19 protein-coding genes are annotated in these 20,402 nt (G+C 60.7%); 13 read left to right on the top strand and 6 right to left on the bottom strand.

Annotated features, from left to right (window positions below):
- Positions 1-104 precede the first annotated feature (104 nt).
- On the bottom strand, positions 105-1,676 hold the full coding sequence (locus GM655_RS20975) for an alkaline phosphatase D family protein (RefSeq protein ID WP_155436620.1): 1,572 nt from the start codon (positions 1,674-1,676) through the stop codon (positions 105-107).
- A 28-nt stretch (positions 1,677-1,704) separates the two neighbouring features.
- On the bottom strand, positions 1,705-2,154 hold the full coding sequence (locus tag GM655_RS20970) for an acyl-CoA thioesterase (RefSeq protein WP_155436619.1): 450 nt from the start codon (positions 2,152-2,154) through the stop codon (positions 1,705-1,707).
- Positions 2,155-2,215: 61 nt separating this feature from the next.
- Here GM655_RS20970 and GM655_RS20965 point away from each other — a divergent pair, with 61 nt between their 5' ends.
- Positions 2,216-4,075 carry an ABCB family ABC transporter ATP-binding protein/permease gene (locus GM655_RS20965; protein WP_155436618.1) on the top strand — a complete coding sequence of 620 codons (1,860 nt, stop codon included), beginning with the start codon at positions 2,216-2,218 and terminating at the stop codon, positions 4,073-4,075.
- Between the two features lie 10 nt (positions 4,076-4,085).
- On the top strand, positions 4,086-5,522 hold the full coding sequence (locus tag GM655_RS20960) for a M20/M25/M40 family metallo-hydrolase (protein WP_229632677.1): 1,437 nt from the start codon (positions 4,086-4,088) through the stop codon (positions 5,520-5,522).
- 70 nt (positions 5,523-5,592) lie between these two features.
- On the opposite strand, the gene GM655_RS20955 is transcribed toward GM655_RS20960, so the two are convergent.
- Positions 5,593-6,846, bottom strand: a complete 1,254-nt coding sequence (locus tag GM655_RS20955) for a dicarboxylate/amino acid:cation symporter (RefSeq protein WP_155436616.1) — start codon at positions 6,844-6,846, stop codon at positions 5,593-5,595.
- A 216-nt stretch (positions 6,847-7,062) separates the two neighbouring features.
- Here GM655_RS20955 and GM655_RS20950 point away from each other — a divergent pair, with 216 nt between their 5' ends.
- Positions 7,063-7,788 (top strand): amino acid ABC transporter ATP-binding protein, encoded by a 726-nt coding sequence (locus GM655_RS20950; RefSeq protein WP_155436615.1) that lies wholly within the window; start codon positions 7,063-7,065, stop codon positions 7,786-7,788.
- Between the two features lie 6 nt (positions 7,789-7,794).
- Here GM655_RS20950 and GM655_RS20945 read toward each other — a convergent pair whose 3' ends face one another.
- Both GM655_RS20945 and GM655_RS20940 read right to left on the bottom strand, forming a co-directional pair.
- Positions 7,795-8,247 carry a type II toxin-antitoxin system VapC family toxin gene (locus GM655_RS20945; protein ID WP_196308819.1) on the bottom strand — a complete coding sequence of 151 codons (453 nt, stop codon included), beginning with the start codon at positions 8,245-8,247 and terminating at the stop codon, positions 7,795-7,797.
- Positions 8,235-8,498: an AbrB/MazE/SpoVT family DNA-binding domain-containing protein gene (locus GM655_RS20940; protein WP_155436613.1), complete on the bottom strand. Its 264-nt coding sequence runs from the start codon at positions 8,496-8,498 to the stop codon at positions 8,235-8,237. Before GM655_RS20940 ends, GM655_RS20945 begins: the two co-directional genes overlap by 13 nt.
- 127 nt (positions 8,499-8,625) lie before the next feature.
- Between GM655_RS20940 and pyrC the strand changes: the two genes are divergently transcribed.
- The 6 genes from pyrC to GM655_RS20915 all read left to right on the top strand — a co-directional run bounded on the left by pyrC (position 8,626) and on the right by GM655_RS20915 (position 13,612).
- On the top strand, positions 8,626-9,678 hold the full coding sequence (pyrC, locus tag GM655_RS20935; RefSeq protein ID WP_155436612.1) for a dihydroorotase: 1,053 nt from the start codon (positions 8,626-8,628) through the stop codon (positions 9,676-9,678).
- Between the two features lie 3 nt (positions 9,679-9,681).
- The gene (locus tag GM655_RS20930; RefSeq protein ID WP_371866913.1) at positions 9,682-10,473 is read left to right on the top strand and encodes a DUF3025 domain-containing protein; all 792 of its coding nucleotides are present in this window, start codon (positions 9,682-9,684) and stop codon (positions 10,471-10,473) included.
- Between the two features lie 45 nt (positions 10,474-10,518).
- Complete coding sequence (locus GM655_RS20925; protein WP_155436611.1) at positions 10,519-11,535, top strand: Gfo/Idh/MocA family protein; 1,017 nt, start codon at positions 10,519-10,521, stop codon at positions 11,533-11,535.
- 160 nt (positions 11,536-11,695) lie between these two features.
- A complete protein-coding gene (locus tag GM655_RS20920; protein ID WP_155436610.1) occupies positions 11,696-12,913 on the top strand; it encodes an MFS transporter in 1,218 nt (405 codons plus the stop codon).
- Positions 12,910-13,032 (top strand): hypothetical protein, encoded by a 123-nt coding sequence (locus tag GM655_RS23205; protein ID WP_267874321.1) that lies wholly within the window; start codon positions 12,910-12,912, stop codon positions 13,030-13,032. The genes GM655_RS20920 and GM655_RS23205 overlap by 4 nt, the downstream gene beginning before the upstream one ends.
- Positions 13,033-13,153: 121 nt before the next feature.
- Positions 13,154-13,612 carry a cache domain-containing protein gene (locus GM655_RS20915; RefSeq protein WP_155436609.1) on the top strand — a complete coding sequence of 153 codons (459 nt, stop codon included), beginning with the start codon at positions 13,154-13,156 and terminating at the stop codon, positions 13,610-13,612.
- A gap of 3 nt (positions 13,613-13,615) precedes the next feature.
- Here GM655_RS20915 and recG read toward each other — a convergent pair whose 3' ends face one another.
- On the bottom strand, positions 13,616-15,718 hold the full coding sequence (gene recG / locus GM655_RS20910) for an ATP-dependent DNA helicase RecG (RefSeq protein WP_155436608.1): 2,103 nt from the start codon (positions 15,716-15,718) through the stop codon (positions 13,616-13,618).
- 116 nt (positions 15,719-15,834) lie between these two features.
- On the opposite strand from recG, the gene queA reads away from it, so the two are divergent.
- The 4 genes from queA to secD all read left to right on the top strand — a co-directional run bounded on the left by queA (position 15,835) and on the right by secD (position 20,400).
- Entirely contained in the window at positions 15,835-16,869 is a 1,035-nt protein-coding gene (queA, locus tag GM655_RS20905; RefSeq protein ID WP_155436607.1) for a tRNA preQ1(34) S-adenosylmethionine ribosyltransferase-isomerase QueA, read from the top strand.
- A gap of 2 nt (positions 16,870-16,871) precedes the next feature.
- A complete protein-coding gene (gene tgt / locus GM655_RS20900; RefSeq protein WP_155436606.1) occupies positions 16,872-18,011 on the top strand; it encodes a tRNA guanosine(34) transglycosylase Tgt in 1,140 nt (379 codons plus the stop codon).
- Between the two features lie 127 nt (positions 18,012-18,138).
- Entirely contained in the window at positions 18,139-18,474 is a 336-nt protein-coding gene (gene yajC / locus GM655_RS20895) for a preprotein translocase subunit YajC (RefSeq protein ID WP_161033360.1), read from the top strand.
- A 63-nt stretch (positions 18,475-18,537) separates the two neighbouring features.
- Positions 18,538-20,400, top strand: a complete 1,863-nt coding sequence (gene secD / locus GM655_RS20890) for a protein translocase subunit SecD (protein WP_155436605.1) — start codon at positions 18,538-18,540, stop codon at positions 20,398-20,400.
- Positions 20,401-20,402 lie beyond the last annotated feature (2 nt).

Raw genomic sequence — 20,402 nt, 5'->3', positions numbered from 1 at the left:
AGTACGATGTTTCGGGCTGTTCCATGTCTTCGTTGAAAACGCCCTGCAGAAAGCGCATGTGGATATCCAGAAATGCTGATGGTGGCTGCACTCGCAACCCAGCTTTAAGTACGGATCAGGCCCGCGCGGCCATTCTGGACGAGGAAGCTGGCGCAGGTGCGGATGGCGCTGTCAGCCTGATGCACGTCGTCCAGCGCGAGGAACAGGGTGGTGCAGTCGGCCGGCGTGAGGTGCAGCAGCATAAAGCCGCGCTTGTCGCTGCGGCCATAGCGTAAGCTGTGGTTCATGCTGACGTACTGCTCGGTGCGGGCTTGCGGGCGCGATGACGAGGTGACGGAGGTGCCGACGAATTCCGTCGCAATCACAGGATTGGTGGGCGAGCGTGGCCGTGTAGGCAGGCGGTTGAGTTCCGCCGCAAAGAAGCTGTGCACGTCGCCACCGAGAATGAGCGGATTGCTGGCGCGGCTGTTTTGCAGAGCATCGAACAGGCGCTGGCGTGCGGCCGGATAACCATCCCAGCCGTCGGTCCAGTAGCGGCCATCATCGTCATGCAGTAGCGGCAGCTGGCTGTTGGGCGCCATCAGCGTCTGTTGGGCCAGTATGTTCCAGCGCGCGGTGGAACTGGCCAGCCCCTGCTCGAGCCAGCGCTGCTGCTCCGGCCCCAGCATGCTACGGGCTGGATCGTTGAGGGCTGTGCAGGCCCGCTCCAGTACGGAACTGGATCCACCACGGCCGGCCGGCGTGCAGGGCTGGTAGGCGCGGTACTGGCGATCATCGAGCACATGGAAGCGCGCTAGCTGGCCCCAGTCATAGCGCTGGTACATGCGCAGATTGGCGAAGTCGGCCGGCGGCAAACGCAGCGGCATGTGCTCGTAGAAGGCCTGATAGGCAGCGGCACGGCGCGCCAGGAAGTCGGGTGCGAGGCGTTCGTCGCGGTCGTTCGCATAGTCGTTGGCTACCTCATGGTCATCCCATGTGACTATCCATGGTGCGACCAGATGGGCAGCCTGCAGGTCGGCGTCGCTTTTGTATTGGGCGTAGCGCGCGCGATATTCGGCCAGCGTGAAGCTCTCGTTGCTGCGCACGGCACTGGCCGGATGCTGGCGCTGGTACGGCCCCCATTCGTAGATGTAATCGCCGAGGAAGGCCACCAGATCGGGCGCGGCAGCCGCGATATGGCGGTGCGCCGCATAGCTGCCGAATTCCCAGTGCTGGCAGGAGGCCACGGCCAGCTTGAGCTGGGCGGGCATGCTGCCTGCGGCTGGCGCGGTGCGCGTGCGTCCCACCGGACTGACGGCATCGCCCAGCATGAAGCGGTACCAGTACCAGCGCTCGGGTGCCAGCCCTGTCACATCGACGTGGACGCTATGCGCCAGCGCCGGTGCAGCGCTGGCCGAACCTTCGGCCACGATACGGCGGAACTGCTCGTCTTCCGCCATCTGCCAGCGTACTACATACACCAGTGGCGGCGTGGTGGCGGCATTGAAAGGATCGTGCAGAATGCGGGTCCAGATCACCACCGCATTCGGCAGCGGCGAACCGGAGGCCACGCCGAGACTGAATGGGTAGTTGCTGGCGCTGGCAGGCATGGCACTTGCATTGCCTGTCAGGCTGGATGCCGCCAGCGCACCCAGACGGGCGCCGGTCAGCAGAAACTGGCGGCGCGGACTGTCCATGCTGGTGCAGGGCGCGTTGAAATGGCTGTTATGGGTGCAGCAGGGTTTCGATAGGCGGCACTTTGCGCGGCTTGCGGTCCGAGTCCGTGGCCACATAGGTCAGGGTGGCTTCCGTTACTTTGACGGTGTCGGCCTGCAGGCGGTTGCGCTCGGCGTACACCTCGACGTTGACGGTGATCGAGGTGTTGCCCACGCGGACGATGTCGGCGTAGAAGGACAGCAGATCGCCCACGAATACGGGATTTTTGAAAACAAAGGAGTTCACCGAAATCGTAGCAACGCGGCCATTGGCGCGACGGGTAGCAGGCAGCGAGCCGGCAATGTCGACCTGCGCCATGATCCAGCCGCCGAATACGTCGCCATACACGTTGGCATCGGAGGGCGCGGGCATCATGCGCAGTTCCGGCATCTTACCGGCGGGCAGACCGCGGTTGATGGTTTGAACGGCAACGGCTGGGGTATTTTCAGGGGTGGTCATCGTGAAATCTCTTGAAGGGCTACAATTAACGGGATTGAACCATAAAACGCCGACCTTCGCCATGCGCCGCTATTCTAATTCCTCGCCAGCTCCCGCCAGCCAGACTGCCGCTACCCGTAGCGATATGGCTACCATCAAGACTCTGCTGCCCTATCTGTGGGTGTACAAATGGCGCGTGCTGCTGGCGCTAGGCTGTCTAGTGGGCGCCAAGCTGGCCAACGTGGGCGTGCCGGTGGTGATGAAGAGCCTGATCGACCAGATGACCATTTCGCCCAGCCACCCGCAAGCGCTGCTGGTGCTGCCGTTGGGCGCACTGGTGGCATATGGCGTGCTGCGCGTATCAACTACCTTGTTCACCGAGTTGCGCGAGTTTCTGTTTGCGCGCGTGACGCAGCGTGCCGTGCGCACCATTGCGCTCAAGGTGTTCCGCCATCTGCATGCGCTGTCGCTGCGCTTCCACCTGAACCGTCAGACGGGCGGCATGACGCGCGATATCGAACGTGGCACGCGCGCCGTGGGTTCGCTGATTTCCTACACGCTGTTTAATATTCTGCCCACACTGGTGGAGATCGCGCTGGTACTGGGCTACCTCGTCACCCATTACGACATCTGGTTCACCGTGATTACGGTGGTGGCACTGGTCACGTATATATCGTTTACCATCTTTATCACCGACTGGCGCACCCACTTCCGCCGCGCCATGAACGACCTCGATTCCAAGGCGAATACCAAGGCGATCGATTCGCTGCTCAATTACGAGACGGTGAAATACTTCGGTAACGAGGACTACGAGGCCAAGCGCTATGACGAAGGGCTGCAGCGCTACGAATCGGCGGCGGTGAAATCGCAGACTTCGCTGTCGCTGCTGAATACGGGCCAGTCGCTGATCATCGCTACGGCGGTGACGCTGATCCTGTGGCGCGCCACGCAGGGCGTCATCGACGGCAAGATGACGCTCGGTGATCTGGTGCTGGTGAATGCCTTCATGATCCAGTTGTACATTCCGCTCAACTTCCTCGGCGTGATCTACCGCGAGATCAAGCAAAGCCTGGCCGATATGGAGAAGCTGTTCTCGCTGCTGGATCAGAACCGCGAAGTGGCCGATGCGCCCGATGCCAAACCGCTGCAGACCCACGGTGCCGAAGTGCGCTTCAATCACGTGGAGTTCAGCTACGACCCGAAACGCCAGATCCTGTTCGGGGTGGACTTTACGATTGCCGCTGGTACCACCACGGCCGTGGTGGGACATAGCGGTTCGGGCAAGTCGACGTTGTCACGATTGCTGTTCCGCTTCTATGAAGTCAATCAGGGCAGCATCACCATCGATGGGCAGGATCTGCGTGCCATCACGCAGGACTCGCTGCGCCACGCCATCGGCATCGTGCCGCAGGATACTGTGCTGTTCAATGACACCATCGAATACAACATCGCCTACGGCAAGCCGGGTGCCACGCACGAGCAGATCGTGGCGGCAGCGCGTGCGGCGTCCATACACGATTTCGTCGAGAGCCTGCCCGATGGCTATGCCACCATGGTGGGCGAGCGCGGGCTGAAGCTATCCGGTGGCGAGAAGCAGCGCGTGGCGATCGCCCGCACCCTGCTGAAGAATCCGGCCATCCTGATTTTCGATGAAGCCACTTCGGCGCTGGACTCCAAGGCCGAGCAGGCGATCCAGCAGCAGCTCAAGGAAATCGCGCGCAACCGCACCACCATGGTCATCGCCCACCGTCTGTCCACCGTGGCAGACGCCGAGCAGATACTGGTACTCGATCATGGCCGCATCGTCGAGCGTGGCACCCATCAGAGCCTGCTCGCCGCGAACGGCCTGTATGCGCAGATGTGGCAACGCCAGCAGGCGTCGGCCGAAGAAAACCCCGCATCGCCAGCCAGCGATCTGGAACAAGCAGTTTCATTAAAATAAGGAAGCCAAGATGAAGTCTCCGATGAAGTCCCTTTCGATGCTGGGAGCAGCCAGTCTGCTGATGGCCTGCGTGCAGAGCGCATATGCCAGTTCCGATCCGAGTGAGCAGCAATTCCGCGCGCTGTACAAAGAGCTGGTAGAAACCAATACCACGCTGTCGTCCGGTAGCTGCACGCTGGCGGCCGAGCGCATCGCTGCACGTCTGAAAACGGCCGGCTTCCCGGAAGCGGACCTGCATCTGTTTGCCGATCCGGCGCATCCGAAGGAAGGCGGTCTGGTGGCCGTGCTGCCGGGAAGTGACCCGAAAGCCAAGGCCATCCTGCTGCTGGCGCACATCGATGTGGTGGAAGCCAAGCGCGAAGACTGGACCCGTGATCCGTTCACGCTGATCGAGGAAGACGGCAAGTTCTTCGCCCGTGGCGTGGTGGATGACAAGGCGCAGGCGGCCATCTGGGCCGATACGCTGGTGCGCTTCAAGTCGGAAGGCTATGTGCCGCGTCATACGCTGAAGATGGCGCTGACCTGCGGCGAAGAGACGGCTGGCGCTTTCAACGGTGCCGAATGGCTGACCAAGAACCGCCGCGAACTAATCGATGCAGGCTTTGCGCTGAATGAAGGCGCTGGCGGTGAACTCAATGCCGCCGGCCGCCGTGTATCAATGACGGTGCAGGCGGGCGAAAAAGTGGCGCAGAACTACCGCCTCGAAGTGACCAACCGTGGTGGCCACAGCTCGCGTCCGCAGAAGATCAATGCCATCTACCAGCTGGCCGGTGCACTGAAAAAAATCGAGACCTTCAGCTTCCCTAACCAGCTCACGGATGGCAGCCGTGGTTACCTGAAAGGCATGGCCAAGATACAGGCCGCTGAAGGCCATCCGGATGTGGCCAAGGCCATGCTGGCGGTGGAGAAGAATCCGAAAGATGCCAAGTCGGTAGCGCTGCTTGATAGCCGCGATATCAGCTGGGCCACCATGCTGCACACCACCTGCGTGGCGACCATGCTCGATGCGGGCCATGCCACCAATGCTCTGCCGCAGCGCGCACGCGCCAACGTCAACTGCCGTATCTTCCCCGGTGTATCGCAGGAGGAAGTACGTCTCGCGCTGGTCAAGGCCATCAACGATCCGGCCGTGAAAGTGGAGACGCTGGAAATCCGTGGCGAGAACTCGGCGCCGCCGGAACTGACCCGTGCCATCATGGAGCCGGTAGAAAAGCTGACGGCGAAAATGTGGCCCAATGTGCCCGTGCTGCCTATCCTGCAATCGGGCGCGACGGACGGCCAGTTCCTCAATGCAGCCGGTATTCCTACCTATGGCATCAGCGGGATATTCCTCACGCCGGATCTGGGCAATATCCATGGCCTCAACGAATACATCGGCGTACAGTCGCTGATGGAAGGCCGCGCCTTCTTGCATGAACTGGTGCGTACTTACGCTGGCCAGCCCTAAGCGCGAGGGCTGACGCCGGAAACAACAAAGGCCGCATTAGCGGCCTTTGTTTTGTGCGGAGGGCAGTGTCTTAGCGTGCGCGGACCATATCGGTTTCGCCCGGCGCCGCCAGCTCGCCTTCCCACTTGGCCACGACAGCGGTGGCTACGCCGTTACCGATTACGTTGGTGGCGGAACGGGCCATGTCAAGGAAGTGGTCGATACCAAGCAGCAGCAGCATGCCGGCTTCCGGAATGTTGAACTGGCCCAGCGTGGCAGCGATCACCACCAGCGAAGCGCGTGGCACACCGGCCATGCCTTTGGAGGTCAGCATCAGCACCATCATCATGGTCATCTGCTGGCCCAGCGACATTTCGATGCCGTAGGCCTGGGCGATGAACACGGTGGCGAAGGTGCAGTACATCATCGAGCCATCGAGGTTGAACGAGTAGCCGATAGGCAGCACGAACGCGGCCAGACGGTTACGCACACCGAAGCGCTCCAGACCTTCCAGCGTTTTCGGATAGGCCGCTTCGCTCGAAGCGGTGGAGAAGGCCAGCAGGGTAGGGCTGCGTAGTTCGCGCAGCAGCGAGAAGATGCGGCCTTTCAGGAACAGGAAGCCGACGATAATCAGCAGCAGCCACAGCATGGCGATACCGAAGTAGAACTCGGCCATGAATACGCCATAGGTGGACAGCACGCCCAGACCGTTTTTGGCGATCACGCCCGATACGGCGGCGAATACGGCGATCGGTGCGAACTGCATCACATAGCCGGTGACTTTCAGCATGACGTGGGCCACGCCGTCGAGCGCGTCGATCATGACCTTGGCCTTGTCGCCCACGGCTGCCGCAGCGGAACCGAAGAACAGCGAGAAGATCACGATCTGCAGGATTTCGTTCTTGGCCATGCCGTCAACGATGGACGATGGCACGAGGTGGGTGACGAATTCTTTCAGCGTCAGGCCCGAGGTCACCAGATCCACCTTGCCGGTGGTAGCGGCCATGTGGCCCAGCAGCGCGTCACCGGGACGGAAGATATTCACCAGCACCAGACCGAGGCTCAGCGACATCACCGAAGCGACGAAGAACCAGCCCAGCGTTTTCAGGCCGATGCGGCCCACTTCCGAGGCATCACCCATTTTGGCGATGCCGCACACCAGCGTGGAGAACACCAGCGGCGCGATAATCATCTTAATCAGGCGCAGGAACAGGGTGGTGATCAGCGCCATGTAATCGGCAAACTCCACCGGTTTGGCCATGTTGACGTTGGCGAGGTAGCCGGCGAAGATGCCGAGCGCTAGGCCCACGAGGATGTAAGTGGTCAATCGGCTTTGTTTCTGCATGTTGTGTGTTCCCTGTGGTAGTGTCTCTCTGTGCCTGCGCAGAGGGCGGGGTGGCCGCCGCATAGAGGTTCTGGCGCGGGCTGCAGCTGGTATTTTATGGTCCGGCTGATGAAACTATTGGCAAGTTTGGCAGTATCCTTGTGGGCCGGAGTGCTGTCAAGCGCTTGCAGCGCCGCATCCACAGCCGCTGGTGCGGTTTTTTTAAGCAGCTCAAATATGATCGAAATTAACAACGTCAGCAAGTGGTATGGCCAGTTTCAGGTGCTCACGGATTGCTCGGCACGGGTAGCAAAGGGTGATGTAATGGTGATCTGCGGGCCGTCCGGCTCGGGCAAATCTACCCTGATCAAGACGGTGAACGGGCTGGAACCCGTGCAGCAGGGGGAAATCCGCGTGGATGGCGTCAAGGTTAATGACAAGGCTACCGATCTGTCGGCGCTACGGGCACGGATCGGCATGGTATTCCAGAATTTCGAGCTGTTCCCCCACCTGTCCGTGCGCGACAACCTGACGCTGGGGCAGATCAAGGTGCTGGGGCGTAGCCGCGAGGAAGCCGTGGCGCGCGGGCTGCATTATCTGGAGCGGGTAGGGCTGCTGGGCCAGCAAGACAAATTCCCCAGCCAACTCTCGGGTGGCCAGCAGCAGCGCGTGGCGATCGCCCGGGCGCTGGCCATGGACCCCATCGCCATGCTGTTCGATGAACCCACCTCGGCGCTCGATCCGGAAATGATCAACGAAGTGCTGGACGTGATGGTGGGGCTGGCGCAGGACGGCATGACCATGATGGTGGTGACGCACGAAATGGGCTTTGCGCGGCGCGTGGCCAATCGGGTGCTGTTCATGGACCAGGGCCGGATCGTGGAAGACAGCAGCAAGGAAGCCTTTTTCGCCGCCCCGCGCTCCGAACGTGCGCGCGAGTTTCTGACGCGGATTATTCACTAGTCAGCGTTAGCAGTAGTCACTCAATTGCAAAATCTGCAATTGTCCGCTGGTGCGCATAGCTTTGTCGTTGGTGATCAAGTAGCGACACTGGGCTTGCAGTGCCGTCGCGATGTGCAGCGCATCAATTAGCTTGACGCCGGTCTGCGCTCTGCATTGGGCTGCATGCTGGTAGGCCCCGTCACCATGACGTACCACGGTCAGGACATGTTTTTGTGCGAAGAAGGCCAGGGCGCTGGCTATCAGGCGGGGATTCCCACTGCGGTATGGTCCTACCATCGTTTCGGCTACAGCAATCTGGCCGGTATAGGCGTGGGCGTGGCGTGACGCGAGCGAATGCATGAGCGCCGCCGCGGCGTCAAAGAATTGCGTATTCTTGTCCAAAAAATAGACGAAGATATTTGTGTCGAGGTAGATTTTGTGGCCACGAGTGGCTACCAGCAGGTCAGCTATCGTTCCCATGAGGTGTGGTCTTGTTGTAGCGTCCGGGCGATTTCGCGTGCGTTGTTGCCCCATGCGCCGCTACAACTACCGGCAAACGCCATCACATCGTTCGCTGGCGGCGGGAGCGGTGAAGCTCTAAGAGGGCGAAGGATGATATTGCCGTCTTTGTAACTTACCTCTAGCAGGTCATGAGCTTGCAGGCCAGCAAGCTCGATGATGCTTTTCGGCAGGATCAATTGCTGATGTTCGGCCAAACGGATCTTTTCCATTTTTACCTCCCGAATCGGAAAAATAATCGTACTCCGATTAGGGGCGCAGGGCTTGATTGATCCGGGATCAGTGTGTCAGCGGGTAAAATACTGCCTATTCGAACTTTGATCGTCAGAAAGCGCCGCCATGTCCGACCTCGAAACTACCCAAGACAGCATCACCATCACCCGTCCAGACGACTGGCACTTGCATCTGCGCGACGGCGCAACGCTGGCCAGTGTGCTGCCGCACAGTGCGCGCCAGTTTGGCCGCGCGATTGTGATGCCAAATTTGAAACCTCCGGTCACCACCACGGCAGCCGCCGAGGCTTACCGTAGCCGGATTCTGGCTGCGCTGCCGGAAGGGATGTCGTTCGATCCGCTGATGACGCTGTACCTGACCAATAACACGGCACCGGACGAAATCCGCCGCGCGCAGGATAGCGGCATCGTGCACGCCGTGAAGCTGTATCCGGCCGGCGCCACTACCAATTCGGATGCAGGCGTGACCGATCTGTCCAATTGCTACAAGACGCTGGAAGTGATGCAGGAAGTGGGCATGCCTTTCCTCGTGCATGGCGAAGTGACCGATCCCGAGATCGATCTGTTTGACCGCGAAGCTGTGTTCATCGAACGCGTGATGCGTCCGCTGCGCCGTGATTTTCCAGCGCTGAACATCGTGTTCGAGCACATCACCACCAAGCACGCAGCCCAATACGTGGCCGAAGCGGAAGGTCCGATTGCGGCGACGATTACCGCGCACCACCTGCTGTACAACCGCAACGATATCTTCAAAGGCGGCATTCGCCCGCACTACTACTGCCTGCCCGTGCTGAAACGCGAAGAGCACCGTCTGGCGCTGGTGACGGCGGCGACCAGCGGCGACGAGCGCTTCTTCCTCGGCACCGACTCGGCACCGCATGCACAAGGCGCCAAGGAAGCTGCCTGCGGCTGCGCCGGTTGCTACACCGCGCTGCATGCAATGGAACTGTATGCGGAAGCCTTCGAGCGCGCCGGCGCGCTGGACAAGCTGGAAGCTTTCGCCAGCTTCAATGGCCCGGCCTTCTACGGTCTGCCGCGCAATACCGGCACCATCACGCTCAAGCGCGAACAGTGGACGCTGCCGCAAACCCTGCCGCTGGCTGACCAGCAAGTGGTGCCGCTCAACGCCGGCGAAACCATCAACTGGAAAATGGTTTAAAGCGTGCAGTCGGCAATCGACTGGTCGCGTCCGTGGTATGACTCGATCCGCACGGCGGCTGGCTTCCTGTCGGCCGATGTGCATTTTATGGAGACGCTGAACCAGCAGGCTGCAGCGCTGGGGCTGCGTAACCATCAGGGTCTGCCGACCCACTTCGTACCGCAGGCGGCGCTGCCCGAAGGCACTGCCTACGAAGCGTTTATCGGCGCCACCGGTGGCGTGCCCACGCGCGAGAATTTGCACGACTTCTTCAACGGTCTGGTGTGGCTGACTTTCCCGCGCATCAAGGTACAGCTGAATGCCTTGCAGGCAGCCCAGATTGCCCGTGATGGCGTGGGCAAGTCGCGCGGTCCTGCACGCGATGGCGCCACCATTTTTGACGAGAATGCCGCTTTGCTAGTGGTACGCGATAACGCCGACGGCCATGCGCTGGTGACGGCCTTGCGCGAGCATCAGTGGCAGACGGCTTTCGTCGATATGCGCGCGCATTTCGGTCCCGATGCGCAAGTCTGGTTGTTCGGCCACGCGCTGATGGAAAAGCTGGTGGCTCCGCGCAAAGCCATCACGGCACATACCCGCGTGGTGTGGGCCGACGATGAATTCTTCACGCTGGACCATACCGGGCGGCGCCACTGGATCGATGCCAAGGTGACGCAGGGACTGGCCGAGCATGGCCTGAGCACGGCGGACTTCATGCCCATGCAGGCACTTGGTGTGCCGGGCTGGTGGCCGCAACAGGATGCCGAGTTCTATGGTGATACCAGCGTGTTCCGCCCCAAACGCCAGCCTGAGTAATTTTCATCGACGATAGCGCCGCTGCGGCGGCAGAAAGAGCACAGCATGACGCAAGCCGCCACCTCTACTCTGATCCGCTGGGGCATACTCGGCACCGGCAAGATCGCCAAGGCCTTTGCTGCCGCGCTGCAGATCACGCCGGACGCGAAACTGGTGGCAGTGGCTTCGCGCAGCATGGAGAGCGCCGCGCCGTTCGCGCAGGAGTTCGGCGCCGAGCGTGCTCACGGCAGCTATCAGGCGCTGGCCGACGATCCCGAAGTCGACGTGATCTATATCGCCACACCGCATCCCATGCACCACGAGAATGCCCTGATATGCCTGAACGGCGGCAAGGCCGTGCTGGTGGAAAAATCCTTCACCATGAACCGCCGTCAGGCCGAGGAAGTCATCGCACTGGCGCGCAGCAAAAAGCTGTTCGTGATGGAAGCCATGTGGACGCGCTTCATTCCCGCCATGGTGGAAGCAAAACGGATTATCGACAGCGGCGAAATCGGCGTGCCGGCCAATGTCAGTGCCGATTTCGGTTTCACCGCCAATTTCGGCCCCGAGCATCGCGTGTTCAATCCTGCACTGGGCGGTGGCGCGCTGCTCGATCTGGGCATCTATCCGCTGTCGATGGCGGCCTTTTTCCTCGGCCCTGTCACGGCCGTGCAGGCACAGGCGGAAATGACGGAGAGCGGCGTGGATATGCAGACCGTGTTCACGCTCAAACACCAGCAGGGCGGCGTCTCGGCCTGTTCCTGCAGCCTGCGTTCGCGCAGCCCCACCGAGCTGATTATCTCCGGCACCAAGGGTTATCTGCGTCTGCATGACCGCTTCCACAACACCAGCACGCTGAGCGTGGTGCTGGTCGATGGTAGCAGCCGCAGCGAGCGCACCGTGCAATTGCCGATTACGGGCAATGGCTATACCCACGAAGCGCAGGAAGTGGGGCGATGCCTGCGCGCAGGCCTGATCGAAAGTCCCGTCATGTCGCACGACGAAACACTGGCCATCATGGGCACGCTGGACGAGATCCGGCGCCAGATCGGGCTGGTCTACAGCGCCGATTCCGCAAACTAGGTAGAATCTACCAACCGGGGTCAGGTCGGGCAAAGTGCAGGTGTCAGGTCGGGCAATGTGTCGATATTTGAGAATTCTCAAGAAACGCACCAATGCCCGACCTGACACCGACACTTTGCCCGACCTGACCCCACGCCATTAAACTTGCTGGAAAGTTAATATGCCGCTCGATCACCGCGCTCCTTCCCTGAAAACTGTGTTAATCGCAACTGGCGTGGTGCTGACGCTGGCCATGGGTGTGCGTCACGGTCTGGGCTTCTGGATGCAGCCGATTTCGCAGGCCAATGGCTGGACGCGCGAGACCTATTCGCTGGCGCTGGCACTGCAGAATCTGATGTGGGGCGTGTTCGGCCCGTTCGCCGGTATGGCAGCGGACCGTTTCGGCACCATGCGCGTGGTGATCACGGGCGCTATCAGCTATATGGCAGGCTTGCTGTGGATGGCGCTGGTGCAGGATGCCACGCTGTTCGTGGCCGGTTCCGGTGTGCTGATCGGCTTCGGTCTGGCCTGCACGGCCTTCGGTGCTGTCAGCGGCATCATCGGCCGCGTTGCGCCTGTCGAAAAACGTTCTTGGGCCTTCGGCATCTCCGGTGCGGCCAGTTCGTTCGGCCAGTTCATGATGATGCCCGTCGAGCAGCAACTGATTTCCGCCGCTGGCTGGCAGCATGCCTTCTTCCTGCTGGCCGGGCTGGTGGTGCTGGCCATGGTACCTATGGCGTTCTTCCTGCGCGAACCCGGTGTGGCGCAGCACCACGGCCCACAGCAGAGCGTGCGCGAAGCGCTCGGTGAAGCCTTCGGCAATCGCTCCTTCCTGTTCCTGATGACGGGCTATTTCGTCTGCGGTTTTCAGGTGGTGTTCATCGGTGCCCACCTGCCAGCCTATCTGAAAGACAAAGGCATCATGGACCCTGGCGTGGCCGTGATGGCGCTGGCGCTGATCGGGCTGACCAACATCATCGGCTCCTACTATGCAGGTAAGCTTGGTGGCCGCCTGCCCAAGCGCTACCTGCTGTCGTCCATCTATCTGACCCGCTCCGTGGTCATCAGCCTGTTCCTGCTGGCGCCACTGACGCCTTACTCGGTCTACATCTTCTCGGCCGCCATGGGGCTGATCTGGCTGTCCACCGTGCCGCTGACGAACGGCATCATCGCCGGCATCTTTGGCGTCAAGCACATGTCCATGCTGGCTGGCGTGGTGTTCTTTTCCCATCAGGTGGGCAGCTTCCTCGGCGTCTGGCTCGGCGGCTATCTGTTTGCTCGTCAGGGCAGCTACGACATCGTCTGGGGCATCGCGATAGCACTCGGAGTGATGGCCGGCTTGATCAACCTGCCTATCAATGAACGTACGCTACAGCGCGACGCGCTGAAGGCGGCATGATGCTGCGCCTCTGGCTGCTGCGCGCAGCCGGCGTGGCCGTGCTGGCGCTGGTGTTCATGGCTTATCTACAGCCATCTTTCCTGCTTGATCTGGCCAACCGTTTCTATATGTGTTTCTAAAAAACACCACATTGGCATTTTCGCCACATTGTTGTGTGCGGGCGGCCGATAAGTGCTAGTCTGGTGTTCCCACAAACGTGACGTGGTGGCGCGTGTACGTCACAAAAACGGAGGAGACATCATGGCAAAGTTATTCAAGCTAATGGCATTGGTGTTGTTGGCGCTGGGCCTGCACGGCAGTGCCATGGCGGCAGAGCGGGGTACGGCCGATGAAGCGGTGGCGATGGTCCGCAAAGCTGCCGACTACCTGAAAGCGAATGGACGCGATAAAGCGTTTGCAGCGTTTAATGACCCCAAGGGGCAGTTCCGCGACCGTGATCTGTACATCATCGTGTACGACATGAAGGGTTTTAATCTGGCCCACGGTGCCAATCCCAAGCTGATAGGCAAAGACCTGATGCAGCTACGCGATGCCAACGGCACCCTGATCATCAAGGAGTTTGTCGAGGTGGCCAAGACCAAGGGCAGTGGCTGGATACATTATCAGTGGCCTAATCCTGTCACTTCGACGGTGGAAGCCAAGTCCACCTATGTCGAGAAGCACGATGATCTGATCATCGGCTGCGGCATCTACAAGTAAGCCTTATACCTTCAGGAACTCTTCGCGCCCGCCTAGCCAGCGGGCCAGATGGGCTTCCACCGTGGCGGCTTTTTCGGGCGTGTTGGCGTGGAGCAGATCGTGCGCCACGTCGCGCGCCTGATCCACCAGCCAGCCATCCGTTTCCAGATCTGCAAAGCGCAGCATGGCCTGTCCGGACTGGCGCGCACCGAGGAATTCGCCGGGGCCGCGGATTTCCAGATCGCGCCGCGCAATTTCGAAACCGTCGGTGGTTTCGCGCATCGTCATCAGGCGCTGCCTGGCTACGCCACCGAGCGGGCTCTGATACAGCAGCAGGCAGACACTGGCTGCCGAACCCCGTCCCACCCGTCCGCGCAACTGGTGCAGCTGCGACAGGCCGAAACGTTCGGCATGCTCGATCACCATCAGCGAAGCATTCGGCACGTCCACGCCGACCTCGATCACGGTGGTGGCCACAAGCACCTGCATCTGGTTGGCGCTGAAGGCATCCATCACCTGCTGCTTCTCTAGTGGTTTCATGCGGCCATGCACCAGCCCCACGTTCAGATCGGGCAGGGCTTCGGCCAGCAGGGCGTGGGTGTCGGTAGCGGTCTGCAGCTGCAGCGCTTCCGATTCTTCGATCAGCGGGCAGACCCAGTAGATCTGCCGGCCTTCCAGTGCGGCCGCGTGTACCCGTTCTATCACCTCGTCGCGGCGGTTCTGGTCGATCACTCGGGTGACGATGGGGCTGCGGCCGGGCGGCAGCTCGTCGATCACCGAGACTTCCAGATCGGCGTAATACGTCATGGCCAGCGTGCGCGGTATCGGCGTGGCCGACATCATCAGCTGGTGCGGTATGGCGCCTTCCTGCCCTTTGTTGCGTAGCGTAAGGCGCTGGCCCACGCCGAAGCGGTGCTGCTCGTCGACGATCACCAGTCCCAGATTGGCGAAGTTGACGGCATCCTGTATCAGCGCATGGGTGCCGATTACCAGCTGGGCCTCGCCCGATTCGATCAGGGCATACGCGGCCAGCTTGTCCTTTTTCTTCAGGCTGCCCGTCAGCCATGCCACTTTCACGCCCAGCGGCTCCATCCACGCAGCGATCTTGCGGAAGTGCTGGTCAGCCAGTATCTCCGTGGGCGCCATCAGCGCGGCCTGAAAACCGCTATCGATGGCTTGTGCTGCGGCCAGTGCCGACACCACCGTCTTGCCGCTGCCCACATCGCCCTGTAGCAGGCGCTGCATAGGGTAGGGGTGGCGCAAGTCGTTGCGGATTTCGCCCAGCACGCGCTGCTGCGCGCGCGTCAGTTTGAATGGTAGCGAGGCCTCGAAGCGGGCTGACAGATCGCCCGTCACCGTCAGCGCTGCTGCACCCTTGGCACGACGCGCACGCTGGGCCCGTTTGAGCGAGAGCTGCTGGGCCAGCAGCTCGTCAAACTTCATGCGCGTCCATGCGGGGTGGGAGCGGTCGGCCAGCGCGTGCTCGTCCACCTGCTGGGGCGGATAGTGCAGCAGCTTCACGGCCGGTTCGAAATCGCTGAGCTGCATGCGCTGGCGCAGCTGCGCGGGCAGGGTATCGGTCCAGTCTATGCGCTTCATGGCGTCGCCGATGGCGCGCCGTAATATCGGCTGGGACAGACCTTCGCCAGCCGGATACACGGGGGTGAGCGAAGTAGGCAGCGGCGCGCCTTCGTTGATGACCTTGTAGGCCGGGTGCACCATCTCGGCGCCGAAGAAGCCGTGTTTGAGTTCGCCACGGGCACGTACCCGCGTGCCTTCGGCCAGCTGCTTTACCTGACTGCCGTAGAAGTTCATGAAGCGCAGTTGCAGATCGCCCGTTTCGTCGGCGATATGCACGAGCAGCTGGCGGCGCGGCTTGAAGGCGATCTCGTTCTTGACCACCACGCCTTCTACCTGCGAAGTCTGGCCGCCATGCAGGCAGGCTTCTTCTATGCTGATGACTTGCGTTTCGTCCTCGTAGCGCATGGGCAGGTGCAGCACCAGATCCATGTCCGTATGCAGGCCCAGCTTGGCCAGTCTGGCCTGCGGGCTGACAGTTTTGCGCGCGCCTTTGGCGGTGGCGCTGGGACTAGCGCTGGGACTAGATTTAGTGCTTGCAACAGGCATATTCGAGCAATTTTCGGGCGCTAGCGTAAAATAGAGGGTTGGCCGCCAGTATTGTAAGGCTAGCACCGGTTTTGGGCCTACCCGTATTTTCGTCAACAGTTTCCAGAAGTTCGTATATGTACACGCTTTCCGATTTCGATTTTAACTTGCCGCAAGAGCGTATTGCGCAATTCCCGCTGCCTGATCGCAGTGCTTCCCGCCTGCTGCATCTCGATGGCGAGCAGATCATCGACCGCCAGTTTGCCGATATCGTCAATCTGCTGCAGGCCGGTGATCTGCTGGTGATGAATGATACCCGTGTGCTGAAAGCGCGCTTCTACGGTGTCAAGGAAAGTGGCGGCAAGATCGAGGCGCTGGTCGAGCGGGTGCTGGATTCGCGCACGGTGCTGGCGCAGGTGAAAGCGTCGAAGTCGCCCGGCCCCGGCGTGAAAATCCGGCTGGCGGACGCGTTCACGGTGACGGTGGGCGAGCGCGCCGGCGAGTTCTTCACCCTGCATTTCGATGGCGATGTGTTCGAGCTGATCGAGGCGCACGGCCGTCTGCCGCTGCCGCCTTACATCGAACACGCGGCCGACAGCTTTGATGAAAACCGCTACCAGACCGTGTTCAACAAGGTGCCCGGTGCCGTGGCCGCGCCGACGGCCGGCCTGCACTTTGACGAAAAGCTGCTGGCGACGCTGAAAGCCAAGGGCGTGAACTTTGCCTTCGTCACCTTGCACGTCGGTGCCGGCACCTTCCAGCCGGTGCGCAATGAGGTGCTGTCCGAGCACAAGATGCATACCGAGTGGTACACCATGCCGCAGGAAACCGTGGACGCCGTGCGCGCCGCCCGTGCCGCAGGGCGCGATGTGGTGGCCGTCGGCACCACCAGCCTGCGTGCGCTGGAATCGGCTTCGCAAAGCGGCCAGCTGGAAGCGGGCAGCGCCGATACGGCCCTGTTCATCACGCCCGGCTACGAATTCAAGACCGTCACCCGCCTGATCACCAACTTCCACCTGCCGAAATCGACCCTGCTGATGCTGGTGTCGGCCTTCGCCGGTTTTGAACCGATACGCAAGGCTTACGCCCATGCGATCGCCAATGAATACCGCTTCTTCAGCTATGGCGATGCCATGCTGCTGACTACCCAAGCGCGTGCAAATAAAGGATAACCATGCTGGAATTTAAACTGCTCAAGACCGATAGTAGCGGTCTGACCAAAGCCCGCCGCGGCACGCTGAAACTCAATCACGGTGAAGTACAGACGCCGATCTTCATGCCGGTCGGTACCTATGGCTCGGTAAAAGCCATGTCGCCGCTGGAACTGAAGGAAATCAACGCCCAGATCATCCTCGGCAATACCTTCCACCTGTGGCTGCGCCCCGGCAACGATGTGATGGCCAAATTCGGCGGCCTGCATGACTTCATGGGCTGGGACAAGCCTATCCTGACCGACTCGGGCGGTTTTCAGGTGTTCTCGCTGGGCGCCATGCGCAAGATTACGGAAGAGGGCGTGCACTTCAATTCGCCTATCAATGGCGACAAGCTATTCCTCTCGCCCGAGATTTCCATGCAAATCCAGCGCGTGCTGAATTCCGACATCGTCATGCAGTTCGACGAATGCACGCCATACAAGATCGGCGACCGTCCGGCCACGCTGGATGAAGCGGCCAAGTCGATGCGCATGTCGCTGCGCTGGGCCCAGCGCTCGCACGACGAATTCCACCGTGGCGAAAACCCGAATGCGCTGTTCGGCATCGTGCAGGGCGGCATGTTCGAAATGCTGCGCGACGAATCGCTGGAAGGTCTGGAAAAGATCGACTTCCCCGGTCTGGCCATAGGCGGCCTGTCGGTTGGCGAGCCGAAAGAAGACATGATGCGCATACTGGCCCACGTCGGCCCGAAACTGCCGCCTAACAAGCCGCACTACCTGATGGGCGTGGGTACGCCGGAAGATCTGGTGGCCGGCGTGTCGAACGGCGTCGACATGTTCGACTGCGTAATGCCGACCCGGAATGCCCGTAACGGCTGGATCTTCACGCGCTTCGGCGACATCAAAATCAAGAATGCGCGTTACAAGGATGACAAGGAGCCGCTGGACGCCAGCTGCACCTGCTACGCCTGCCGTAACTTCTCGCGTGCCTATCTGCACCACCTGAACCGCACGCAGGAAATCCTCGGCGCGCGCCTGAACACCATCCACAACCTGCACTACTACCTCGACATCATGCGCCAGATGCGCGAAGCGCTGGACGAGGACCGTTTCCACGCATGGACGCTGCAATTCCATGCGGACCGCGCGCGTGGTGTTTAAACAACAACTAATTTGCGGATGAGTCTTGTAAAAAGATTTATCCCTCCCATATGGCCAGAAGTCCTAGCGCCTTCCGGCCAGTGCTAGAATACAGCGCTAATTTTTTTAACTATTATCGGAGTCACCTGTGTTCATTTCCAACGCATACGCCCAATCCGCTTCCCCGCTCGACGCACTCGGTCTGGGTGGCAACATCGGTAGCTTCCTGCCGCTGATCCTGATGTTCGTTGCGATGTATTTCCTGATGATTCGTCCTCAGCAAAAGCGCATGAAAGAACAGAAAGCCATGATGGACGCGCTGACCAAGGGCGACGAAGTCGTGACGGCCGGCGGCGTGCTGGGCAAAGTAGTCAAAGTGACCGATCTGTACGTGACCCTGGAAGTCTCCAGCGGCACCGAACTGGTGGTGCAGAAAAACTCCGTCACCATGCTGCTGCCTAAGGGCACGCTGAAAACGCTGTAATTGCTGCGGCCCGCTGTAACGCGGGCCGTGTTGCATCCAACGCCACACTACAACGTTGAAATTATGAATCGCTATCCTCTCTGGAAATACATACTGATCCTCGCGGCCGTGCTGCTGGGCGCACTGTTCACGGCGCCCAACTACTTCGGCCAGTCGCCTGCGGTTCAAGTGACGAGTGGTAAATCCACCGTCAAGATGACGGCCGATATGGTGGCCAAGGTGGACGATGTGCTGAAAGCAGCCAACATCGCCAACAACGGCATCGCCTTCGATGGCAGCGGCACTTACGCCTCCGTGCGCGCCCGTTTTGCCGATCCCGATATCCAGTTCCGCGCCAAGGCCGTGCTGGAAAAAGGCCTGAATGCCGATCCGGCCGATCCGACCTATCTGGTGGCACTGAATCTGCAATCGGACACCCCTAAATGGATGCAATCGCTGCACGCCCTGCCGATGTACCTCGGTCTGGACCTGCGCGGCGGCGTGCACTTCCTGATGCAGGTGGATACCAAGGCCGTGCTGAACAAGCGCGTGCAGGGTATTCAGGCTGCGGCGCGTAGCCAGCTGCGCGACAAAAATGTGCGTCACGCCGGTATCGACCGCGTGGGCGACAACATCGAAATCCGCTTCCGCGACGATGCCACCCGCCAGAAAGCCAAGGACGTACTGGCTAGCCAGCTGGGCGACCTGTCCTTCGTCGATAGCGGCGAAGGCGATGCGCTGAAAACCGTGGTGAGCCTGAAACCGGCTGCACTCAAGCAGACCATCGATGATGGCGTGAAGCAGAATATCTCCACCCTGTCGAAACGGGTGAACGAACTGGGTGTGGCCGAGCCGGTCATCCAGCAGCAAGGTCCTGACCGCATCGTGGTGCAGCTGCCCGGCGTGCAGGACGTGGCCCGCGCGCGTGCCGTGATCGGCCGTACCGCCACGCTGGAAGTGCGCATGGTGGATAACTCCATCACCCCGGGCACCGAACTGTCGTCGGCGGTTCCGTTCAACTCCGAGCTGTTCACCGTGGGCCGCAACGTGCCTGTGGTACTGAGCAAGGATGTGGTCATCACCGGTGATTACATCTCCAGCGCGATTGCCAGCTTCGACCAGAACCAGCAGGCTGCTGTCAGCATCACCCTGAACGGTGATGGTGGCCGCAAGATGCGTGACCTGACCCGCGACAACGTGGGCAAGCGCATGGCCATCGTGCTGTTTGAAAAAGGCAAACCGGAAGTGCTGTCGGTAGCCACCATCCAGAGCGAATTCGGTAGCAGCTTCCAGATCACCGGTATGGGCAACGCCGAAAACTCGGCCGAACTGGCTCTGCTGCTGCGCTCCGGCGCACTGTCGGCACCGATGGAAGTGATCGAAGAACGCACCATCGGCCCTGCGCTGGGTGCGGAAAACATCGCCAAAGGTATGCACTCGACCATCTACGGCTTTGCCGCGATTGCCGTGTTCATGCTGGTCTACTACATGATGTTCGGCTTCTTCAGCGTGCTGGCGCTGGGCGTCAACCTGCTGCTGCTGGTAGCGCTGCTGTCGCTGATGCAGGCTACCCTGACGCTGCCGGGCATGGCCGCAATTGCGCTGGCGCTGGGTATGGCGATTGACTCCAACGTGCTGATTAACGAACGTGTGCGGGAAGAACTGCGGGCCGGCGCTTCGCCGCAGGCAGCCATTTCGGCCGGTTTCGAGCGCGCATGGGCCACCATTATCGACTCTAACGTGACCACCCTGATCGTTGGTCTGGCACTCTGGGCCTTCGGTTCCGGTCCTGTGCGCGGCTTCGCCGTGGTACACACGCTGGGTATTCTGACCTCGATGTTCTCCGCCGTGTTTGTGTCGCGCGGTGTGGTCAACCTGTGGTACGGCCGCAAGAAGAAGCTGCAAGCTATCGCCATCGGTACCGTCTGGGTACCGGATCAGAAATAGTC

Source organism: Pseudoduganella danionis (genome assembly GCF_009720775.1).
GTDB lineage: Bacteria > Pseudomonadota > Gammaproteobacteria > Burkholderiales > Burkholderiaceae_D > Rugamonas > Rugamonas danionis.
This window is presented reverse-complemented; position numbering and strand designations above follow the sequence as displayed.